General features: G+C 46.8%; 19 protein-coding genes. 18 read left to right on the top strand and 1 reads right to left on the bottom strand.

What is annotated here, in order from left to right:
- Positions 1 to 130 precede the first annotated feature (130 nt).
- Positions 131 to 3,043: a type I pullulanase gene (gene pulA, locus ITJ88_RS10500; RefSeq protein ID WP_195865631.1), complete on the top strand. Its 2,913-nt coding sequence runs from the start codon at positions 131 to 133 to the stop codon at positions 3,041 to 3,043.
- Positions 3,044 to 3,111: 68 nt separating this feature from the next.
- On the opposite strand, the gene ITJ88_RS10505 is transcribed toward pulA, so the two are convergent.
- Entirely contained in the window at positions 3,112 to 4,371 is a 1,260-nt protein-coding gene (locus ITJ88_RS10505) for a dicarboxylate/amino acid:cation symporter (protein ID WP_195865632.1), read from the bottom strand.
- Positions 4,372 to 4,684: 313 nt separating this feature from the next.
- Here ITJ88_RS10505 and rpsU point away from each other — a divergent pair, with 313 nt between their 5' ends.
- The 17 genes from rpsU (at position 4,685) to dnaG (ending at position 20,279) form a co-directional block, all read left to right on the top strand.
- Complete coding sequence (gene rpsU / locus ITJ88_RS10510; RefSeq protein ID WP_012369719.1) at positions 4,685 to 4,858, top strand: 30S ribosomal protein S21; 174 nt, start codon at positions 4,685 to 4,687, stop codon at positions 4,856 to 4,858.
- 21 nt (positions 4,859 to 4,879) lie between these two features.
- On the top strand, positions 4,880 to 5,326 hold the full coding sequence (locus tag ITJ88_RS10515; RefSeq protein WP_195865633.1) for a GatB/YqeY domain-containing protein: 447 nt from the start codon (positions 4,880 to 4,882) through the stop codon (positions 5,324 to 5,326).
- Between the two features lie 182 nt (positions 5,327 to 5,508).
- Positions 5,509 to 6,018: an NfeD family protein gene (locus ITJ88_RS10520; RefSeq protein WP_195865634.1), complete on the top strand. Its 510-nt coding sequence runs from the start codon at positions 5,509 to 5,511 to the stop codon at positions 6,016 to 6,018.
- Positions 6,015 to 6,998 carry a flotillin-like protein FloA gene (floA, locus tag ITJ88_RS10525; protein WP_023467489.1) on the top strand — a complete coding sequence of 328 codons (984 nt, stop codon included), beginning with the start codon at positions 6,015 to 6,017 and terminating at the stop codon, positions 6,996 to 6,998. The genes ITJ88_RS10520 and floA overlap by 4 nt, the downstream gene beginning before the upstream one ends.
- Positions 6,999 to 7,011: 13 nt before the next feature.
- Positions 7,012 to 7,482: a hypothetical protein gene (locus tag ITJ88_RS10530; RefSeq protein ID WP_195865635.1), complete on the top strand. Its 471-nt coding sequence runs from the start codon at positions 7,012 to 7,014 to the stop codon at positions 7,480 to 7,482.
- A gap of 171 nt (positions 7,483 to 7,653) precedes the next feature.
- Positions 7,654 to 8,616: a PhoH family protein gene (locus tag ITJ88_RS10535; RefSeq protein WP_023467492.1), complete on the top strand. Its 963-nt coding sequence runs from the start codon at positions 7,654 to 7,656 to the stop codon at positions 8,614 to 8,616.
- A 36-nt stretch (positions 8,617 to 8,652) separates the two neighbouring features.
- A complete protein-coding gene (locus ITJ88_RS10540) occupies positions 8,653 to 10,710 on the top strand; it encodes an HD family phosphohydrolase (protein WP_195865636.1) in 2,058 nt (685 codons plus the stop codon).
- Positions 10,707 to 11,183 carry an rRNA maturation RNase YbeY gene (gene ybeY, locus ITJ88_RS10545; RefSeq protein WP_029341033.1) on the top strand — a complete coding sequence of 159 codons (477 nt, stop codon included), beginning with the start codon at positions 10,707 to 10,709 and terminating at the stop codon, positions 11,181 to 11,183. Before ITJ88_RS10540 ends, ybeY begins: the two co-directional genes overlap by 4 nt.
- Before the next feature lie 29 nt (positions 11,184 to 11,212).
- Positions 11,213 to 11,530, top strand: a complete 318-nt coding sequence (locus ITJ88_RS10550; RefSeq protein ID WP_230088811.1) for a diacylglycerol kinase — start codon at positions 11,213 to 11,215, stop codon at positions 11,528 to 11,530.
- A 48-nt stretch (positions 11,531 to 11,578) separates the two neighbouring features.
- Positions 11,579 to 11,977, top strand: coding sequence for a cytidine deaminase (locus ITJ88_RS10555; protein WP_023467498.1), 399 nt, complete (start codon positions 11,579 to 11,581; stop codon positions 11,975 to 11,977).
- Positions 11,970 to 12,878 carry a GTPase Era gene (gene era / locus ITJ88_RS10560; RefSeq protein ID WP_023467500.1) on the top strand — a complete coding sequence of 303 codons (909 nt, stop codon included), beginning with the start codon at positions 11,970 to 11,972 and terminating at the stop codon, positions 12,876 to 12,878. The genes ITJ88_RS10555 and era overlap by 8 nt, the downstream gene beginning before the upstream one ends.
- Before the next feature lie 3 nt (positions 12,879 to 12,881).
- Complete coding sequence (recO, locus tag ITJ88_RS10565; protein WP_023467502.1) at positions 12,882 to 13,631, top strand: DNA repair protein RecO; 750 nt, start codon at positions 12,882 to 12,884, stop codon at positions 13,629 to 13,631.
- A gap of 288 nt (positions 13,632 to 13,919) precedes the next feature.
- On the top strand, positions 13,920 to 14,810 hold the full coding sequence (gene glyQ / locus ITJ88_RS10570) for a glycine--tRNA ligase subunit alpha (protein ID WP_029341034.1): 891 nt from the start codon (positions 13,920 to 13,922) through the stop codon (positions 14,808 to 14,810).
- Complete coding sequence (glyS, locus tag ITJ88_RS10575; protein ID WP_023467506.1) at positions 14,803 to 16,863, top strand: glycine--tRNA ligase subunit beta; 2,061 nt, start codon at positions 14,803 to 14,805, stop codon at positions 16,861 to 16,863. The genes glyQ and glyS overlap by 8 nt, the downstream gene beginning before the upstream one ends.
- Positions 16,864 to 16,884: 21 nt before the next feature.
- Complete coding sequence (gene ccpN / locus ITJ88_RS10580) at positions 16,885 to 17,514, top strand: transcriptional regulator CcpN (protein ID WP_035398363.1); 630 nt, start codon at positions 16,885 to 16,887, stop codon at positions 17,512 to 17,514.
- A 12-nt stretch (positions 17,515 to 17,526) separates the two neighbouring features.
- Positions 17,527 to 18,336: a pyruvate, water dikinase regulatory protein gene (locus ITJ88_RS10585; protein ID WP_047396410.1), complete on the top strand. Its 810-nt coding sequence runs from the start codon at positions 17,527 to 17,529 to the stop codon at positions 18,334 to 18,336.
- 146 nt (positions 18,337 to 18,482) lie between these two features.
- Positions 18,483 to 20,279, top strand: coding sequence for a DNA primase (gene dnaG, locus ITJ88_RS10590; protein WP_195865638.1), 1,797 nt, complete (start codon positions 18,483 to 18,485; stop codon positions 20,277 to 20,279).
- Positions 20,280 to 20,301: the final 22 nt, after the last annotated feature.

Genomic DNA, 20,301 nt, shown 5'->3' on the forward strand with positions numbered 1-20,301 from the left:
GTTCTTTTTGAAAAAAAGTGCTTGGTTCAAAAGTCTTATTTTCGATCAAACCGATGAAATAGGCTTTGACAGGACTTGTAAACGGATGCAAAATGAAAACGATTACATACCAAAAGGAGATGGCTACCGTATGAAACGCATGAGATTCGTTTGTATCGTTGCGCTAACGTTTGCACTGATATTTAGTGGACTCTCTTTATCCGGTCAAGCACTGGAAAAAGGGAAGTCGACATTGGTCATCATTCACTACAAGGAAGACCCGAATGCCACAAAGGATTGGAATCTGTGGTTATGGGCAAATGGACCGGATTATTTTCCGAATAAAGCTCACGCTTTTAACGGCGAGGATGCTTACGGAAAAATCGCAGCTTATGAATTCCCAGTTGATCAGCCGGAAAAAATCGGCTTCATCGTTCGAGATGATAACTGGAACAAGGATGGGGGATCTGAGAATGATCGCTTCATTACGAAAGATATGATTAAAAATGGTGTTGCTGAAATCTGGATCGAGTCGGGAAGTAAGAACATCTCGACAGTCAATCCAAGCAATGGAGCAGATGTCGAAAAAATTGATACGAACATCCATTATTACCGGTATGACAATGATTATGACAAGTATGGTGTCTGGTCTTGGCCGGAAGAGCAAGATGGCAAGCGATTCGAGTTCGACAAACAAGATGAGTTCGGTGCCGTTGCCAAGGTAACACTCGATAATCCGACGAAAGCACGTCTTGCAGGCGTCATTCCTCATCTTGAAGGATGGTCGGAAAAAGACGGAGCTGATCGTTTCTTTTATGCAGGGGCGAAAGACATCTGGTTGATTGAAGGGGATCAGACGGTATACTACAGCAAACCGGAAATCGATCGTACACCGAAAATCACAAGCTTTTTAGCAGATGACTTCCGAACGATGACATTAAAAACGAATGCACCATTGACGGAAGAAGACTTAAAGGCATTTACGTTTGAAGGCGTGACGAATCCAGTCGTGTCAGCAATCGATTCTAAAACGATAAAAGTCGAAGTCACTTCAGATATCGATTTAGGAAAAGTCGTCCGAGCATCTCATCCTGTTTTTGGAGAAGCAGTCCTTGAAGCAGGTAAAGTGCTCCGTTCGAAAGCATTCGACCAAAAGTATGCCTACGATGGAAAACTCGGTGTCGACTATCAAAAATCAAAGACGACGTTTAAAGTTTGGGCACCGACAGCACAAGCGGTCGAACTCGAATTGTATCGCTTACCAAAAAAAGAAGCTGCTACGACAAAAGATATCACGCGTGAAATCAAGATGGAACGAACGGATCGTGGTGTGTATCAAGTGACAGTCAAGGGCGATCTTGACGGTGTCGGATACACATACGAAGTCAAACATGCCAAGGAATCGACGCGTGCTGTTGATCCGTATGCGACAGCAGTCGCGGTCAATGGCGACCAAGGTGTCGTTGTCGACTTACGCGAAACGGATCCAAAACGCTGGACGAATGGAAAAATGCCACTTCGACATGCGACAGACGCGATCATCTATGAATCACACGTCCGTGATTTATCGATGTTTGATGTGACGAACTCGGGTTACGATTCAGGTATCAAACAAAAAGGGAAGTATCTCGGCGTCATCGAGCCGGGTACACGTTTGACGAAGGATGGTAAAAAAACGAAGACGAAGACGGGACTTGATCATCTGAAGGAACTTGGCATCACGCACGTTCAGTTCATTCCAGTCTATGATTTCAACACAGCATCCGTCGATGAGACGAACCCGCTTAAATCGTACAACTGGGGTTATGATCCGAAGAACTATAACGCACCAGAAGGATCGTATGCGACAAATCCCTATGATCCAAAAGTCCGAATCACAGAAATGAAGCAGATGATTCAAGGACTACATGACAATGGACTTCGTGCTGTCATGGATGTCGTTTACAACCACATGTTTGACGCAAAGGCATCAAACCTTGATAAAATCGTTCCTGGTTATTACTACCGTTATACAGAAGGCGGCGATTTAGCAAACGGAACAGGTGTCGGAAACGATACAGCGTCTGAGCGTCAAATGATGCACAAATTGATTGTTGACTCTGTTTCCTACTGGGCGAAAGAATACCACTGGGATGGATTCCGCTTTGACTTAATGGGCATTCACGACGTCAAGACGATGAATGCTGTCAAACAGGCGACAAAACGAATTGATCCGTCGATTCTCGTATTCGGAGAAGGGTGGAGCCTTGGAACACCGCTTCCAGATTCAGAGAAGGCCAACCAAACGAATACAAAACAAATGCCTGGAATCGGACATTTCAATGACAATCTACGCGATGCGCTCAAAGGTAGCGTCTTCATCGATTCAGATGCGGGTTTCATTAACGGAGCAACCGGTCTTGAAACGCGCATCAAACGCGGAATCGTCGGAGAGATTGCTTATGACAAAGAGATTCAAGGATTTACGCAAGAACCAGATCAAGCCATCACTTACGTTGAAGCACATGATAATCATACGCTTTGGGATAAGTTGAACCTGACGAATCCACAAGACAATGACGCAACGAAGACGAAGATGCATCGTTTGGCTTCAAGTATCTTGTTGACGTCACAAGGAACAACGTTCATCCATGCAGGACAGGACTTCATGCGGACGAAGGGCGGAGACCATAACTCGTATAAATCACCGGATTCTGTCAATCAGCTCGATTGGAAACGGAAGATGGACCGTCAACAAGACGTTGATTATATGACAGGATTGATCGAGTTACGCAAAAAGAATCCAGTACTTCATTTAGCAACAGCAAAAGACATTCGTCGTTACCTGACGTTTGAAACAGCACCGGCACAAGTCATCGCTTATCGACTAGATGATGCTGCGCCACAACAAAAGGATGATCTCTACGTCATTCATAATGCGAATCGAACAGCAGTCGATATGAAGCTACCGACAGGGAAATGGAAGTTGCTTGTAGATGGTAAACAAGCAGGAACCAAAGCAATCCGTAAAGTATCAGGTACGGTTCGTGTCGAAGGACTTAGCTCATTCGTCTTATCAAAATAAGTGAACAGATAAAAAAGGACGTTCCGCAGTTGGCGGAACGTCCTTTTCGTCAGTCGAGAAACGTGCAATCAAGCGTAACGCTCATCCGTTTCTTCGTTCTCTTCTTCTTTCAGATTACCTTCTTCCGATTTCGCGACGATGACGGCACATGCTGCGTCGCCAGAGATGTTGACGGCTGTCCGCATCATATCAAGAAGACGATCGACACCGATGATCAATGCAATCCCTTCGACCGGTAGATTGACCGATTGAAGAACCATCGTCAACATGACGAGACCGACACCCGGTACACCGGCTGTACCGACTGAGGCAAGAACAGCTGTCAGGACGACAGTCGCAAGTTGACCTGGCGTTAAATCAACAGCGTAGACTTGCGCGATGAAGACAGTCGCGACACCTTGCATGATCGCTGTTCCATCCATGTTGATCGTCGCACCAAGAGGTTGGACGAAACTTGAGACGGAACGCGGAACCTTCAACTCTTTTTGAGCCGTTTGCATCGCGACAGGAAGTGTTGCGTTCGACGAAGACGTCGAGAAAGCAAACAACATGACAGGTGCGAACTTCTTAAAGAAGAAGAACGGGTTCATCTTCCCGAGTAACGAAACAGTCGAACCATATGTGAATAAAGAATGAACGACTAACGCTAGAACAACGACGAGCATATAGAAGAACATTGCTTTTAGCGATTCCCAACCTTGTGAACCGACTGCTGATGCGATCAAAGCAAATGCTCCAAGCGGAGCCATCTTCATGACGAGTGTGATGAGGTACGTCATCAATTCGTTTCCTTGTTCGACGAATGTCCGTAACGTCGAGACTTTTTTACCGAGGAATGTGATTCCAAAACCGACGAACACACTGAAGACGATGATTTGCAACATGTTGCCTTCTGCCATCGAGGTGATCGGGTTCGTCGGGAACATACCGACGATTGTGTTGATCAAACTCGTATCGGGAAGACTTCCACTATCGTATTCAAGGTTATTCGTAGAGAAGCTTCCGAGAGTACCCGGTTTAATCAGTAATGACAAACCGAGAGCAATGACAATCGCGACAGCCGTCGTCGTCATGAAGTAGCCGATTGCCTTTCCGCCGACACGACCAAGCTCTTTTGGATTCCCGAGCCCCATGACACCGAGAGTGATCGAGAAGAAGACGATCGGTACGACGAGCATCTTAATCAGGTTCAGGAAGATTGTCCCGATGGGCTGTAAAGCATATTTATTCAATCCCTCATAAATCGACTTATCCGGTAAGGTTGCAAGAATGATTCCGAGGATCACCCCGAGAATTAATCCCCAGATGATGCGCTTTGCTTCTTTCATAAGTGATGTCACACTCCTTTATTTGATAATTGTCTATATTTTGACACATCATCACCCATTTTGACAAAACATTTTAAAAAATACATGATAACGCTTACAAAAAAGTTTCTGGATTTTGATGCAGGAATGACTAGATTTTGTTGTCAAACGGATGCAACCATGAGAGGATAGAAAAGAACAAAAAGGAACAGCGTAGGGTATAGAAAAGTCGCTAGAATCAACTGTTGACCAAATTGTATATTCCTACTATAATGTTGTATGACGTGTCTGACACGTTTCCTTTAGTCGGTAATATCGGAGGGAGGGAAAACTAGTGGAAACTCGTGTACGTAAAAATGAATCACTTGAAGACGCACTTCGTCGCTTCAAACGTGGTGTTTCAAAAGATGGTACGCTTGCAGAAGTTCGTAAACGTAAACACTACGAAAAGCCAAGTGTAAAACGTAAGCTTAAATCGGAGGCTGCGCGTAAGCGTAAGAAGTTCTAACGTTAGAGAGGGTGTATCCTCATGAGTCTTCAGGAGCGTTTGACAGCGGATATGAAAGAAGCCATGCGTCTACGTGAAAAAGATCGTCTTACGACGATTCGGATGGTGAAATCATCGCTGCAAAATGAAACGATCAAACTCGGTAAGCAAGAATTGACGGACGAGGAAGAATTAACGATTCTTTCACGTGAAATGAAGCAGCGCAACGACTCCCTCCGAGAATTCGAAAGCGCTGGTCGTCACGATCTCGTCGAGAAAATTCAAGCAGAGATTGTCGTGCTCGAAGCTTATATGCCAAAACAGCTTTCCGAGGAAGAAGTACAGGAAATCGTCGACGCAGCTATTGCGCAGACGGGTGCCTCTGCTCCTTCAGATATGGGGAAAGTAATGGGTATCGTCATGCCACAGCTTAAAGGCAAAGCAGACGGTGCATTAATTAATCGACTCGTCAAACAACGGCTCGTTTAATACATGGAAAAGGTGTCCTTCGGGGCACCTTTTTTTGTCGTTCCTGTCACAATTAAAAGTTTCTTGATGAATTCAGAATAGTCATGAAACCTTTTTGTTTTGAAAGCGTATATAATTATAGTAACGAATCAAAGTGCAAAAGAAGCAGCTTCTGACACGAATGAAAAGGGGTGAACGTACGCATGACGTTTAGCTTAGGGATGATTTTGGCGGTCTTCATGATCGGGGTCCTCATGTTACTGGTCGAAATATTCGTCACAGGGTTCGGAATCTTTGGAGTCCTCGGAATTGGCGCTGTCCTTGCTAGTCTGATCATGGCAGGTGCTACAGTTGGTCAAGTAGGCATAGCGGTTGGACTTGCTGTATTTCTATCACTTGCGGCCGGATACTGGGCATATCGCAGAATTAAATCGAATCAATCCTTATTATGGAGAGGTTTGATTTTGACAGATTCCACATCGTCTGAAAAAGGCTATCTTTCTCATCAAGACAAAGTGCAACTGTTAGGACAAGAAGGAGTCAGTCTGACACCTCTTCGTCCGTCAGGAACAATTGAAATCGACGGAAATCGAATCGATGCTGTTACGGAAGGGACCTTCATTCAAGCGGGGGAAACGATCGTCGTAAAAGAAGTGACGCATGGACGCGTCGTTGTTAGAGTCCAACATACGAAGGAGGAGTCCCACACATGACACCTGAATTATTGACTGTATTACTCATATCCGGAGGAATTTTAATTTTCCTCGCCATTTTCTTCACGCTCGTTCCGATTCCACTTTGGATCAGCTCGCTCGCAGCGGGAGTGCGCGTATCGATCTTTACATTAGTCGGGATGCGTCTTCGTCGAGTAACACCGTCTAAGATCGTTAATCCGTTGATCAAGGCGGTAAAAGCGGGATTGAATTTGAATACGAATCAACTGGAAAGTCACTTCCTTGCCGGTGGTAACGTTGACCGTGTCGTCAATGCCTTGATTGCAGCACACCGTGCGAATATCGAGTTGAGTTTCGAACGCGCAGCGGCGATTGATCTTGCTGGTCGTAACGTTTTGGAAGCTGTTCAAATGTCGGTTAACCCGAAAGTCATCGAAACACCATTCATCGCCGGTGTGGCGATGAACGGGATCGAAGTGAAAGCGAAAGCCCGGATCACGGTACGTGCGAACATCGATCGTCTCGTCGGTGGTGCTGGAGAAGAAACAGTCATCGCACGTGTTGGTGAGGGTGTCATCTCAACCATTGGTTCATGTAATGACCAAAAAGAAGTACTTGAGAATCCAGAGATGATCTCACGGACGGTTCTTGCAAAAGGACTCGATTCGGGTACGGCGTTCGAGATTCTCTCGATTGATATTGCAGATATTGATATCGGTAAGAATATCGGTGCGGTTCTGCAGACGGATCAAGCAGAAGCAGATAAGAACATTGCGCAAGCGAAAGCGGAAGAACGTCGCGCAATGGCGATCGCAAGTGAACAAGAGATGAAATCACGTGTTGAAGAGATGCGTGCGAAGGTTGTCGCTGCTGAAGCGGAAGTGCCGCTTGCGATCGCTGAAGCGATGCGTGACGGTAACTTTGGCGTCATGGATTATGCGAACTACTTGAACGTAACGGCAGATACGAAAATGCGTCAAGCAATCGGTGGGCAATCATCACCAAATGACTCACAATAAAGGGTGAGACGGTATGGATATCATATGGGTCGGATTGATGATCGCATTCGGTGTCATCTCCGTCATCTCAAAAGCAGCGGATAAAAAACCGAAGCAGACGAACCGGACACCTTCAAAGGAGTTCGGTGACTACGTGAAACAAATAACCGAACAGGTGGATACGGCGCGACAAGAGATGGTACCTCCACCTGTCGTTCGTAAAAAAGCACCCGCGAAGAAACAACCGGGGGTAACCCAAACGAAAGCGCGACCCGTTCATGAACGAACGGAATTACAACAACGTTTGGAGCAGCGTCAGAAACAACATTCGAAAAAAGGGATGTCCTCTTCGACGATCGGTGAAATTAAAGATAGCGTCGCAGACAGTGCTATTGGAACGTCGAGTCGTTCGGCATCAGCGACGAGACTCTCACAAGATGAAATGCGTCGTGCCATCGTCTGGAGTGAGGTTCTGGGTGCACCCGTTTCAAAACGAAAACGATGATGATTAGACAGTGAGTTGATCCTACGAAACGCGTAGGATCGACTCTTTTTATTTCCTAAAAGGTGGGAACGGGTTTTTCTTTCCATCTTTTCGGCGGAAGTGCTAAAGTGGAAGAGATTAGATATGAAGCGATGACAACTTGTTATCCATGACTAGGAGGCCATTCACAACGTGATATTCAACGAAAGAATCCCATTTGCATTTTCGAATTCAGAACAGATTCAAGCATTCGTCGGTCCGAATGATGCAGTCTTACGTACGATGGAAGCAGAACTTGACGTTCAGCTGACCCATCGAGGAGATGAGCTGTTGGCACAATCCGAACAGGAGCAGTCTGTAATCTTAGCAGGGCAGGTCGTAGGCGTCTTGAAACAACTTGTGAATCGTGGAGCTGTTTTGACGGAACGTGACGCGACGAGCGCCATTCAACTGGCACGTCAAGATCGTGTGGATGAACTGCTAGAACTTTACGATACGGTCATTCATACGAATCATAAAGGAAAACCACTTCGTGCAAAGACACTCGGTCAAGCACGTTACGTTCGGGGAATCGACCGCTGTGATTTGACATTTGGTATTGGACCAGCGGGAACCGGAAAAACGTATCTTGCTGTCGTGATGGCGGCAAAAGCGTTAAAAGAAGGTCACGTCAAACGACTCGTCCTGACGCGTCCGGCAGTAGAAGCAGGAGAAAATCTAGGATTTCTTCCAGGGGATCTTAAAGAAAAAGTCGATCCCTATCTACGTCCTCTATATGATGCGCTACATGACGTGCTTGGTGTCGAGCATACGGCTCGTCTGCTTGAACGTGGTGTCATCGAAATCGCACCGCTTGCCTACATGCGCGGACGGACGCTTGAACATGCTTTTGTCATTCTCGATGAAGCGCAAAATACGACACGGGAACAAATGAAGATGTTCCTGACGCGTCTCGGATTTCATTCGAAGATGATTGTTACGGGCGATTTAACACAAGTCGATCTTCCGCGTGGAAAAACGTCTGGTCTACAAGAAGCGTTACATTTGCTCGGTAATGTCAAAGGAATTCATTTTGAGCACTTTGGCTCAGCTGATGTCGTACGTCACCCACTTGTCCGGAAAATCGTTGATGCTTATAGTCAGGATTTGACCTAAGCCGTTACGGAAATAGAGGGAAAAGGGGGAGATGATATGCGCAAGGTTGGGGTCTGGGTCGGTCTTTTGACAGTAGTATTCTATCTCATCGTATCGACGATGATGTATGTCAGCGTTCGACCAGAAGCCTTGTCCGCAGAACCATTCTCAATTGCAGAAGAAGATATCCGGTCACCCTTGACGATGGAGGACCGGGTCGCAACAAATCAAATCAAGGAAAATTCGGTTGCTGCAATCGAGAGTCAGTATACGATCAAACAAGAGTATGCAGCACAGCAAATTGATAAAGTCGAACAACTTTTTGCGAGTTTGTCTGGTATCAAAAAAACAAATGAGATCGGTAAAATCAAACAGCGTCTGCGTGGAACGGAGGCGGCAACTCTTTTGAAGGATGATGAGTTACGCTTGCTTGTGACGTCGACGACAGCACTGCGGAATACGACACGTGACGTCGTTATTACAGCGATTGAAGAAGCGATGCGTCAACGCATCTCGTCCGATGGTGGTGAAGTAGCGGAAGCACGTGAGAATGCGCGGACGGACATCGACCGTTCGCCGCTCTCCTTCTCATTAAAAGCAGTCGCTAAAGCGCTGACCGATCAACTGATCGTGACGAACTACGTCTATGATCCGGAAAAAACGGAACAGCTCCGTAAGCAGACGAGTGATAAAGTTGAACCGGTTATCATTTCAGAAGGTGAAGTGATCGTCAAACGAGGCGAAGTGATTTCACAAGATGCCTATCGTCAGCTACAACTCGTCGGATTGATTTCTGATCGACAGTCGTTGAAACCGTTACTCGGTGCGATGCTTGTCAGTGCGTTGATGACTGCCTTTTTATTTGGCTTCATTCACCGTTCGAAACTACGATACGCTCAAATGGGCCGGATTCGATTATTCGGGCTTGTCTATCTCGTCGTCAGTCTACAATTACTCGTCATGTATGGTATGGCGTTCTTAGCAGACGACATCAATCCAGCATTTTACTTACTCACGCCGACCGCTTTTGCTGCGCTCGTCCTGCGCAATTTATTGAACGAACGGATTGCCTTATCGAGCTCTCTGTTTACGGCGCTTGCCGGAACGTTCTTCTATAGTGCCAATCAAAACTTCAGCTTCAATATCGCGATCTATTTATTGGTTGGTGGGTTAGTCGCAACGTTTTTCCTACAATCTAGTTTGTCGCGTCGTCGTATTTTCATGAGCAGTATTTCGATTGCTGGAGCAAACATCGCGATTTTCTTAGCATTCGTCCTGTTACGAAGTGGTACGTTCGAACTGCGAGAAACGCTGATTTTAATCGGTTTTGCGATTGCGAGTGGTATTTTGAGTGCTGTCCTAGCAATTGGGCTATTGCCGTTTCTTGAAATGACATTCGGTATTTTAGCACCGACCCGTCTACTCGAACTGTTGAACCCAACGCATCCGTTACTCAAAAAACTATTAGTTGAAGCACCGGGAACGTACCATCATAGTATGATGGTCGCGAACTTAGCAGAAACAGCCTGTGAAGCAATCGGAGCAGATGGGTTGCTTGCACGAGTCGGAGCCTACTATCATGATTTAGGGAAAACACGACGGCCACTTTATTTCATTGAAAACCAGCATGGACGTAATCCCCATGATCGATTGACACCGGAAGAGTCGGCACGTGTCATCTTGGCACATACCGTGGATGGCGTTGAATTACTCGAAGACGCAAAACTGCCTGCGGCGATCATCGATATTTGTCGTCAGCATCATGGAACCTCTCTCCTTCGCTATTTTTATGTCAAGGCAGCAGAACAAGGTGAGGTCGACGAAGAGACGTTCCGTTACACGGGTCCGAAACCACAAACTCGTGAAGCGGCGGTCATCATGATCGTTGACTCGATTGAAGCGGCCGTTCGTTCGATGAAAGCTCCTTCAGAAGAAGGAATTCGGGACTTAGTCGCGAAAATCATTCGTGAAAAGATGATGGATGACCAATTTGCGGAATGTGACATTACGACACGTGAGATTTATCGCGTCGGTGAAAGTGCGTGTCATACCTTATCCGGTTTGTTCCATGAACGAATCGAGTATCCAGAATTAAAGAAAGAGGCAACGACATGAATATTTATATGACAGACGAAAATAATCGTCTAACGGAAGAACAACGACAGCTTGTCGAATCGATTTTGATTTACACGGCGGAACAAGAAGAAGTCGATTCAAATAGTGAGTTGTCCGTGACTTTCGTCTCAAACGATGAGATTCAAGAAATCAATCGTGAATGGCGTGGAAAGGATCAGGCGACAGACGTCATTTCCTTTGCGATGGAAGAACTCGGTGAAGATGAAATCGATTTTGGATTGCTCGAAGACGAACCAATCGTCCTTGGCGACTTGATCATTTCCGTGGAACGATGCCGTGAACAAGCGGCAGAGTATGGCAATCATTTTGAGCGAGAGCTCGGTTTCCTCGCTGTCCATGGATTCCTCCATTTACTCGGATACGATCACATTGAAAAAGCAGACGAGGAAGTCATGACGAAGCGACAGGAGGAAATCCTGCATCACTTCGAGTTATATCGGGGCACATTGTGAAAAGCTGGTGGCAACCCTTTCGGCATGCCATGAATGGATTGCGCCAATCGATTCGAGAGGAACGGCATATGAAAGTTCACGTGACAGTTGGTGCCATCGTGTTACTTGTCGCCTTTCTATTACCATTGACGTCTGTCGAGCGAGCAATCCTCTTCTTGACGGTCGGGGTCGTCATCAGTGCCGAGATGTTCAATACAGCGTTTGAGCGGATTGTTGATCTCGTGACGCAGGAATGGCATCCACTGGCAAAAGCAGTTAAGGATATTGCAAGTGGAGCTGTTCTTGTGTTGGCGCTTACATCTATTGCAATTGCACTATGCATCTTCATCCCATATTTGGTACAATAAGAATCCGGCCTTTTTGGCCAATACCGTTCCTAAGAAGGGGATATTCACATGAAAACAGAACAATTACTCGAACAAGCTAAACGTGCACGCGAAAAAGCGTATGTTCCATATTCGAAATTCCAAGTCGGTGCTGCTTTACTAACAAAAGACGGACAAGTCTTCCATGGCTGCAATATTGAAAACGCTGCATATGGTCTTTGTAACTGTGCAGAACGGACGGCAATCTTCTCTGCGTGGGCACAGGATGCGCGCGAGTATGCAGCGATGGCTGTCGTTGCGGACACGGAAGGACCGGTCGCACCATGTGGACAATGCCGCCAAGTGTTATCAGAGATGTGTGATGCGGATATGCCAATCTATTTGACGAACCTTAAAGGGGATGTCACAGAAACAACAGTGGGTGCCCTCTTACCAGGAGCATTCACGAAAGGGGATTTACATGTTTAAAGAAGGATTCAAATCGGGCTTTGTCTCGATCATCGGACGCCCGAACGTCGGAAAATCGACATTCCTCAACCGTGTCATCGGACAAAAGATTGCCATCATGTCTGATAAGCCACAAACGACGCGAAATAAGATCCAAGGTGTCTATACGACAGAAGACGTTCAGACGATTTTCATCGATACACCAGGGATTCACAAACCAAAACATAAACTCGGCGACTTCATGATGAAGGTCGCGACGAACGCCTTGCGTGAAGTTGATGCGATTTTGTTCATGGTCAACGTGACAGAACCAAAAGGAAAAGGTGACGATTTCATCATTGAAAAATTGAAGGAACTCGATACACCCATCATTCTCGTCATGAATAAGGTCGATTTGATTCACCCGAATGATATTCCGCCAATCATCGAGTCATATAAAAATGAACTCGAGTTTGCGGCAGTCGTTCCGATCTCTGCGTTACAAGGTAACAACGTCGGACCGTTACTTGAAGAAATCGCGAAGATTTTACCAGAAGGACCGATGTATTACCCGGCGGATCAAGTCACTGACCACCCGGAGCGTTTTATCATCTCAGAGATGATCCGTGAGAAAGTCCTGCAAAAGACACGCGATGAAGTACCACACTCGATCGCAGTCGCGATTGATCAAATCAAGACGCGTGAGAATGGCAACATGGTCGATGTCCATGCGACGATTTTGATCGAGCGCGATTCCCAAAAAGGAATCATCATCGGTAAACGCGGAGCACTTCTAAAAGAAATCGGCTCTGAAGCACGAACGGACATCGAGATGTTACTCGGAACGAAAGTTTACCTGAACTTGTGGGTTAAAGTCCAAAAAGATTGGCGCAACAAGGCCGGTCAATTGCGTGAACTTGGCTTCCGCGATGACGAGTACTAAGCGATGATCGATAAGGCGGAAGGGCTTGTACTACGAACGGTCGTATACGGTGAATCGAATAAAATCGTCACGCTACTGACACGTGAATACGGCAAGCTCGCCGTCATGGCGCGAGGAGCGAAGAAGCCGGGTAGTCGTTTTAACGCGGCAAGCCAGCCTTTCGTTCGAGCCGTCTATATCTATCCAAGGTCACGTGGTCTCGGTCAGTTGAAATCAGCAGATGTCATCACGAGTCATGCGCATATCCGGCAAGATGTTGTCTTGATGGCGTATGCGATGTATCTACTGGAGCTTGCAGATAAAGCGCTTGATGAACGTGTGCCGCAACCGGCACTCTATGATTTGTTCGTCGAAGGACTGGAGGCGATGGATGAAGGACTCGATCCCGACGTCGTCTCCTTCATCATCGAGTTGCGCCTGTTGCGTCATCTAGGGATTGCGCCACATTTGAACGGCTGTACGATTTGCGGGAGTGCTGAAGCACCGTTTGCTTTTTCGTTACACCACGGCGGTCTACTCTGTCGCCGGCATCGCCATGAGGATGAACATGCTGTCTTCATGTCAGAAGCAGTCGCGAAGATGCTCTACGTGTTTTCTGTCTACGATTTTTCGCGGATCGGGACCGTGACGGTGAAGCCGGAAACAAAGCGTCTACTACGTCAAATCATGGATGCTTATATGGAACGCTACAGTGGGTTACGCCTACGTTCAAAACGTGTCCTCGACCAGTTGATTGATTTCGGCAACGATTGACAGCAACAAGCGGGTTCGGTAGAATAAATGCGGTAGAAGCAACTAAATGAACACGATGACGAAAAGGAGTACCGTCTTTTTCTCAATCAAGCGATTCCAGGATGGTGTGAGCTGGGAGTGAGAGGGGCGCGAATGGCGTTTCGGAGTGTTCTTTGTCAAAAAGAGTGGCATGCGATGCATGCAAGTAGGGTGGAACCGCGGGCTCGTCTCGTCCCTATGTGCAACGATTGTTGTACATAGGGGCGTTTTTTGCGTTCCTTAATCATTTCGGAGGTGAAAGTCGTGAAGATGACAGTACAAGACATGATCTTGACATTACAAAAATTTTGGGCAGAACAAGGCTGCTTGACGATGCAAGCATACGACGTAGAAAAAGGAGCCGGTACGATGAATCCGATGACATTCTTACGGAGTCTCGGACCAGAACCATGGAACGTTTGTTATACAGAACCATCACGCCGTCCGGCTGACGGTCGTTACGGGGAAAATCCGAACCGTCTGTATCAACACCATCAATTCCAAGTCATCATGAAACCATCACCTGACAACATTCAGGAATTGTACTTACAAAGTCTCGAGTTGCTCGGTATCAACCCACTCGAACATGATATTCGTTTCGTAGAGGATAACTGGGAGAACCCGACATTCGGTGCTGCAGGTCTCGGCTGGGAAGTATGGCTGAACGGGATGGAAATTACGCAATTCACGTATTTCCAACAAGTCGGTGGAATCGAGTGTAATCCGATCGCAGTAGAGATCACTTACGGAATCGAGCGTCTCGCGTCGTACATTCAAGACGTTGAAAGTGTCTTTGATCTCGTTTGGACGGATGGCTTCAAATACGGTGATATCTTCTATCAACCGGAGTTCGAACATTCGAAGTATACGTTTGAAACATCAGATGTCGCCTTACTCTTCACGTTGTTCGATCAATATGAAAAAGAAGCGAATCGTGCCTTGGACGAGAACCTCGTTTTCCCAGCGTATGATTACATCTTAAAATGTTCACATACCTTTAACCTTCTCGACGCGAAGGGTGCGATTTCTGTCACGGAACGGACAGGATTCATCCATCGTGTCCGGAACATGTCGCGCCGTTGTGCGCAGAGTTTCATCGAAGAACGGGAACGTCTTGGCTTCCCATTGATCAAGTCGAAAGCAGGTGAGTCACATGCATGAATTATTACTTGAAATCGGTTTAGAAGAGATGCCGGCTCGATTCGTCCTTCAATCCGAAACACAACTCAAGGAACGCGTGACGCGTTTCCTTGAAGAAGCTCGGATTGAGTTCGCGAGCGTCGAATCCTTCTCGACACCACGTCGTCTTGCAGTGTATGTCAAAGGTCTCGCAGCACGTCAAAGTGACCTCGAAGAGACATTAAAAGGACCAGCAAAACGTATCGCGATGGACGAAGCAGGGAACTGGACGAAAGCAGCCGAAGGGTTCGCGCGTGGTAAAGGGTTAACGACGGACGATCTCTTCCTTGGAGAAGAAAAAGGAGTCGAGTATCTCTATGCGACACGTAAGGAAGTCGGACAAGCGACAGCAGATCTACTTCCTGGACTAAAGCAAGTCGTCGAAGCGATGACATTCCCGAAAAACATGCGTTGGAGCACACAATCGTTACGTTATATGCGTCCGATTCGTTGGTTGATTGCCCTGCTTGACGATCAAGTCATCCCGTTTGAAGTCGCATCCGTCGAAACAGGTCGGACATCACGTGGACATCGTTTCCTCGGGCAGGACATCACGATCCTACGTCCGAACGCTTATGTTGAAGCGCTCGCAGGAGAAAACGTCATCGTCAGTTACGAAGCACGTCGTCAATTGATCGAAGAACAAATCGCAGCGCTTGCGGCACGCGAACAATTCGAAGTGCCGATCGATGCGTCTTTACTTGAAGAAGTCACGAACCTCGTCGAGTATCCGACAGCCTTGTTCGGTGCATTCGATGAAGCGTATCTTGAGTTACCAGAAGAAGTCTTGATCACGACGATGAAAGAACACCAACGTTACTTCCCGGTCAAACGTGACGGTGCGTTGCTCCACTATTTCGTCACGGTACGAAACGGAAACGCAACACATCTTGAAAACGTCGCACGCGGAAACGAAAAAGTCATCCGTGCCCGTTTAGCCGATGCGCAGTTCTTCTATGAAGAAGATAAAAAAGCAGATATCGATGAACAGGCGAAACGTCTTGATAAAATCGTCTTCCATGAAAAATTAGGAACGACAGGCGAAAAAGTCCGTCGTGTCCGTCAGATGGCACTCGCACTTGCCGATCGTGTCGGTGCAGACAAAACACGTGTTGAACGTGCAGGACAAATCTATAAATTCGATCTCGTCAGTCAAATGGTCTATGAATTCACAGAATTGCAAGGTCTGATGGGTGAGCGGTATGCGAACATGAAGAATGAGGATCCAGAAGTCGCGGCTGCGATTCGTGAACATTACATGCCACGCTTCGCGGGGGATGCAAGTCCGGAGACACCGACAGGAACACTCTATGCGATTCTCGATAAGATGGACAGCGTCGCTGGATTCTTTGGTGTCGGTATGATTCCAAGTGGATCAGCGGATCCGTACGCATTGCGTCGTCAAGCACAAGGGATTGTTCAGATTTTATCAGATCGTAAGTTGAATCTGACATTGACTGAACTGATTGCTTTCGTCGTTTCAGAACAGGTGGCAGCAGGTCTTTACGCGAAGGATGCCGAAGAAGTTCAAGCTGCATTACAAGACTTCTTTGCACAACGCTTGAAATACCGTCTATCGGAAATGAACTTCCGTCATGATGTCGTCGAAGCCGCTCTTGATCATACGTTGACAGTCGAAGCGAATGAGCAGCGTGCTGCGATGCTTGAAAGTGCGACGAAAAAAGAATCGTTCAAGAAAACGGTCGAACAACTCAGTCGTGTCTTAAACATCTCGAAAAAAGCAGAAGACGTCACAACTGTTAATCCAGCGCTCTTTGAAAATGATGCGGAACGCGCGTTGCATGAGGCGATTGAGAAGACCTTACCAGAGGTCGATCAAGCGATCGCGTCACTTGATTATGAACGAGCGCTTGAGGCACTTGAGGCAACCGTTCCGTCGATCACAGCATACTTTGACGGTACGATGATCATGACGGACGACGAAACAGTCCGCACGAACCGTCTTAGCGAAATGAAACGATTTGCGCAAGCCATCGAATCAGTCGCCCGGTTCAATGCACTTACTTTAGCGTAAAGAAAAAGGACGGATGAGCCGATGAAGTTAAATGAACGGCAAAAAAAGATACTCCAAATCGTCAAAGAGAACGGTCCGATCACGGGAGAGCAGATTGCTTCTGCACTCTCCCTGACACGGGCGACGTTACGACCCGATTTGTCGATTTTAACGATGACCGGCATGCTCGAAGCGCGTCCACGTGTCGGCTATATGTACGTTGGAAAGAAAAATGCGTCCATGCTTCATGAGAAACTCGACACCTTGACCGTCGGCGAATTCATGTCGTCGGCAAAGGTCATTCATGAAGGGATGACCGTATACGATGCGATTGTTCACTTATTCCTTGAAGATGTAGGTTCGCTGTTCGTCGTCAGTAAGGACCATGCGTTGGTCGGTGTATTGTCACGTAAGGATTTTCTACGTGCGGCAATCGGTAATCAAGAATTAGACTCGTTACCGGTCAACATCATCATGACACGGATGCCGAATTTGACGGTCTGTGAAAAATCGGAGACGTTGATTGGTGCCGGTATGAAACTGATCGAAAAGCAGATTGATTCAATGCCAGTCGTCGAAGAGGAGAACGGCGTCTTGAAAGTCGTGGGTCGAATGACGAAGACGAACATGACGAAAGTGTTGGTCGCTTTAGCACGTGATGAAGAAATTTAAGGAGGGTTCCTGATGCGTCAACGGATTTATGTCGTGAGTGACTCTGTCGGAGAGACGTGTGAACTCGTCGTCCGCGCAGCTGCAATCCAATTCCCGGAACAAGCCATCGAAACGGTCCGCATTCCGTTCGTCGATGATGATCAAGTCATTTATGACTTGGTTCTTCATGCGAAAGAAGAACAAGCGACGATCGCTTTTACGATCGTTCATGCGACCCATCGTCGTCTGCTTGCAGACACAGCGCGTGCCCACGGTGTAAAAGCAATCGATCTACTTGGTCCATTGCTTGATACGATGGAAGATCGCTTGCAGATGCAACCGAAGGAAGAGCCAGGATTAATCTATCGCTTAGATGAAGAATATTTCCGAAAAATCGAAGCGGTTGAGTTTGCTGTCAAGTATGACGATGGACGTGATCCAAAAGGTATCAAACGTGCGGATATCGTCTTGATCGGGGTGTCGCGTACATCAAAGACACCACTTTCGCAGTATCTGGCTTTGAAGCGATATAAAGTAGCGAACGTACCACTCGTACCTGAATCGATCCCGCCAGCGGAGCTATTCGATATTCCAAAAGAAAAATGTTTTGGACTACTCATTTCACCGGAAAAGTTGATCGACATCCGAATGGAACGCCTGCGTTCATTAGGACTCAAACCAGAAGCAGCATATGCGCAGATGGACCGAATCAACCGGGAACTCGAATACGCACGGAATTTATACGAACGAATCGGTTGCCAAGTCATCGACGTGACGAATAAAGCAGTCGAGGAAACAGCGAATCTGATTTTGACTGGAATTTCCGGGAAAGCGCATGACTAGTCAAGCAGTCAGGAACATAGTATACTTGTTTAGCTGATAAATGAGATAATGCCCTTTTTCTAATGAAACGGAACGAGTCATCGTTCCGTTTCATTGCGGGTATGGTCATGTAAGGATAAGTTCTCAAGGAAAGGGGAGAGGACGGAATGAAGCGAATTCCTGATGAAATCGTCGATCAGGTCCGCCAAGCAACGGACATCGTCGAATTGATTTCAGAACGTGTAGAATTAAAAAAACAAGGGAATCGATATTCAGGGCTTTGCCCGTTTCATTCTGAGAAATCACCTTCCTTTTCTGTTTCGCCTGATAAAGGGATGTACTACTGTTTTGGATGTGGTGCAGGTGGAAACGCAATCACTTTCGTCATGGAAACAGAAGGAATGAGTTTCAAGGAAGCCGTCTCTAAATTAGCTGATCGCAGTGATGTCACACTTCCAGAACTGGAGCCGGACCGATTCGAACAATCGGAATCGACACCTGAACAGGAAAAGAAGTTCCGGATGCGCGAGGCACATCGGATCGTCACCGAGTTGTATCATGAGGTGTTGATTCAAACGGAAGCAGGCGACGCGGGACGAATCTATTTAGAGAATCGTGGTATCCGTGAAGGTGCGATGCGTGAGTTCCGACTCGGGTATGCACCGGATCAAGATCGTTTTACAGTGGATTCCTTGGCACGACGTGGGTTTGATTTAGATGAGATGGTCGAAGCGGGATTGATTTCAATCGGACGCGATGGCGATTATCGAGATCGATTCAACGGTCGAGTCGTATTCCCTATCTCCGATCGTGATGGCACGATCGTCGGATTTAGTGGACGTTCGATTGATGGTCGTGATCCGAAGTATGTCAATACAGCGGAAACACCTTTGTTCAATAAAAGCGAACTATTATTCGGATTTGCTCAAGCACGAGGGGCGATGCGCAAAATCAAACAAGTCGTCCTCGTTGAGGGGAATCTTGATGTTGTGCGTGTCGCTCAAGCGGGTATACCTTATACGGTAGCCTCTTTAGGAACAGCCTTAACACCAGTTCATGCCCAAAACCTAGCACGTATCGTCGATGAAGTCATTATTTGTTATGACGGAGACAAGGCAGGACGCGCTGCGACGTTAAAAGCCCTACAGTTGCTTGAAGCCGTTGCCGTCGACTGTTCCGTCATCCGTTTACCGGATGGCGAAGACCCGGATTCCTTCATTGGGAATCAGGGCGAAGAGACGTTTTTACACTGGATCGAACAAGAACGGGTTTCAAGTCTTGAATTCAAATCTTTTTATTTTCGACAAGGAAAAAACTTGCGATTAGAAGGAGAACGCGTTCGATATATTGAAACTATGCTTGAAGAGATTGGTCGAACATCCAATCCGTTGTTACGGGACATTTATTTAGGAAAACTTTCTGAGGAATTTAAACTCTCGAAAGACTCCTTGATCGCACAAGTGCGTCCAACCGTGCAACAACCGAAGAGAGAACAAATCGTTTCCGATCGCCCAGCTGCTCTACCGACATCACCTCCTGACCGAACGTTCGCGAACTGGAAGAAGGCAGAACGCTTCTTGCTTGCCTACATGATCCGTTCAGAAGAAGTATGTCTTGAAGTGCGAGAGCAACTAGGTGTCCAATTCAATGATCCGGCACACCAATTGATTGCCGGCAAGCTATATGAATTTTACGGAGCAGGTACGCAAGGAAGTCCTGATCGTTTTTTGACGATGTTGCACGACGCCTCTTTGCAACGAATCGTAGCGGATTTAGAGTTCATGCTGATGCCTGAGTATGATCCTGATTTGCTCAGTCACTACATTCGTGCCGTCCAAAATGAACAGCAACGTCGGTTGTTAGAAGAAGAAAAGTCACGATTGAATCAACAAACAGATATCCGTGCTCAAGCGGAGCTGATGCAGGCGATCATAGAACGGAAGCGTCGTTTAAAAGATCGATGACCTGCTGCATGATGTGGAAGGA

This window comes from Exiguobacterium abrahamii, assembly GCF_015645365.1.
GTDB lineage: Bacteria > Bacillota > Bacilli > Exiguobacteriales > Exiguobacteriaceae > Exiguobacterium_A > Exiguobacterium_A abrahamii.

Bases quoted from the DNA above. Each gene is read 5' to 3' on its own strand.
- pulA (WP_195865631.1), top strand. From the start codon at position 131: ATGAAACGCATGAGATTCGTTTGTATCGTTGCGCTAACGTTTGCACTG.
- ITJ88_RS10505 (WP_195865632.1), bottom strand. From the start codon at position 4,371: ATGAAAGAAGCAAAGCGCATCATCTGGGGATTAATTCTCGGGGTGATC.
- ITJ88_RS10515 (WP_195865633.1), top strand. From the start codon at position 4,880: ATGAGTCTTCAGGAGCGTTTGACAGCGGATATGAAAGAAGCCATGCGT.
- ITJ88_RS10520 (WP_195865634.1), top strand. From the start codon at position 5,509: ATGACGTTTAGCTTAGGGATGATTTTGGCGGTCTTCATGATCGGGGTC.
- floA (WP_023467489.1), top strand. From the start codon at position 6,015: ATGACACCTGAATTATTGACTGTATTACTCATATCCGGAGGAATTTTA.
- ITJ88_RS10530 (WP_195865635.1), top strand. From the start codon at position 7,012: ATGGATATCATATGGGTCGGATTGATGATCGCATTCGGTGTCATCTCC.
- ITJ88_RS10540 (WP_195865636.1), top strand. From the start codon at position 8,653: ATGCGCAAGGTTGGGGTCTGGGTCGGTCTTTTGACAGTAGTATTCTAT.
- ybeY (WP_029341033.1), top strand. From the start codon at position 10,707: ATGAATATTTATATGACAGACGAAAATAATCGTCTAACGGAAGAACAA.
- ITJ88_RS10550 (WP_230088811.1), top strand. From the start codon at position 11,213: ATGAATGGATTGCGCCAATCGATTCGAGAGGAACGGCATATGAAAGTT.
- ITJ88_RS10555 (WP_023467498.1), top strand. From the start codon at position 11,579: ATGAAAACAGAACAATTACTCGAACAAGCTAAACGTGCACGCGAAAAA.
- era (WP_023467500.1), top strand. From the start codon at position 11,970: ATGTTTAAAGAAGGATTCAAATCGGGCTTTGTCTCGATCATCGGACGC.
- recO (WP_023467502.1), top strand. From the start codon at position 12,882: ATGATCGATAAGGCGGAAGGGCTTGTACTACGAACGGTCGTATACGGT.
- glyQ (WP_029341034.1), top strand. From the start codon at position 13,920: ATGACAGTACAAGACATGATCTTGACATTACAAAAATTTTGGGCAGAA.
- glyS (WP_023467506.1), top strand. From the start codon at position 14,803: ATGCATGAATTATTACTTGAAATCGGTTTAGAAGAGATGCCGGCTCGA.
- ccpN (WP_035398363.1), top strand. From the start codon at position 16,885: ATGAAGTTAAATGAACGGCAAAAAAAGATACTCCAAATCGTCAAAGAG.
- ITJ88_RS10585 (WP_047396410.1), top strand. From the start codon at position 17,527: ATGCGTCAACGGATTTATGTCGTGAGTGACTCTGTCGGAGAGACGTGT.
- dnaG (WP_195865638.1), top strand. From the start codon at position 18,483: ATGAAGCGAATTCCTGATGAAATCGTCGATCAGGTCCGCCAAGCAACG.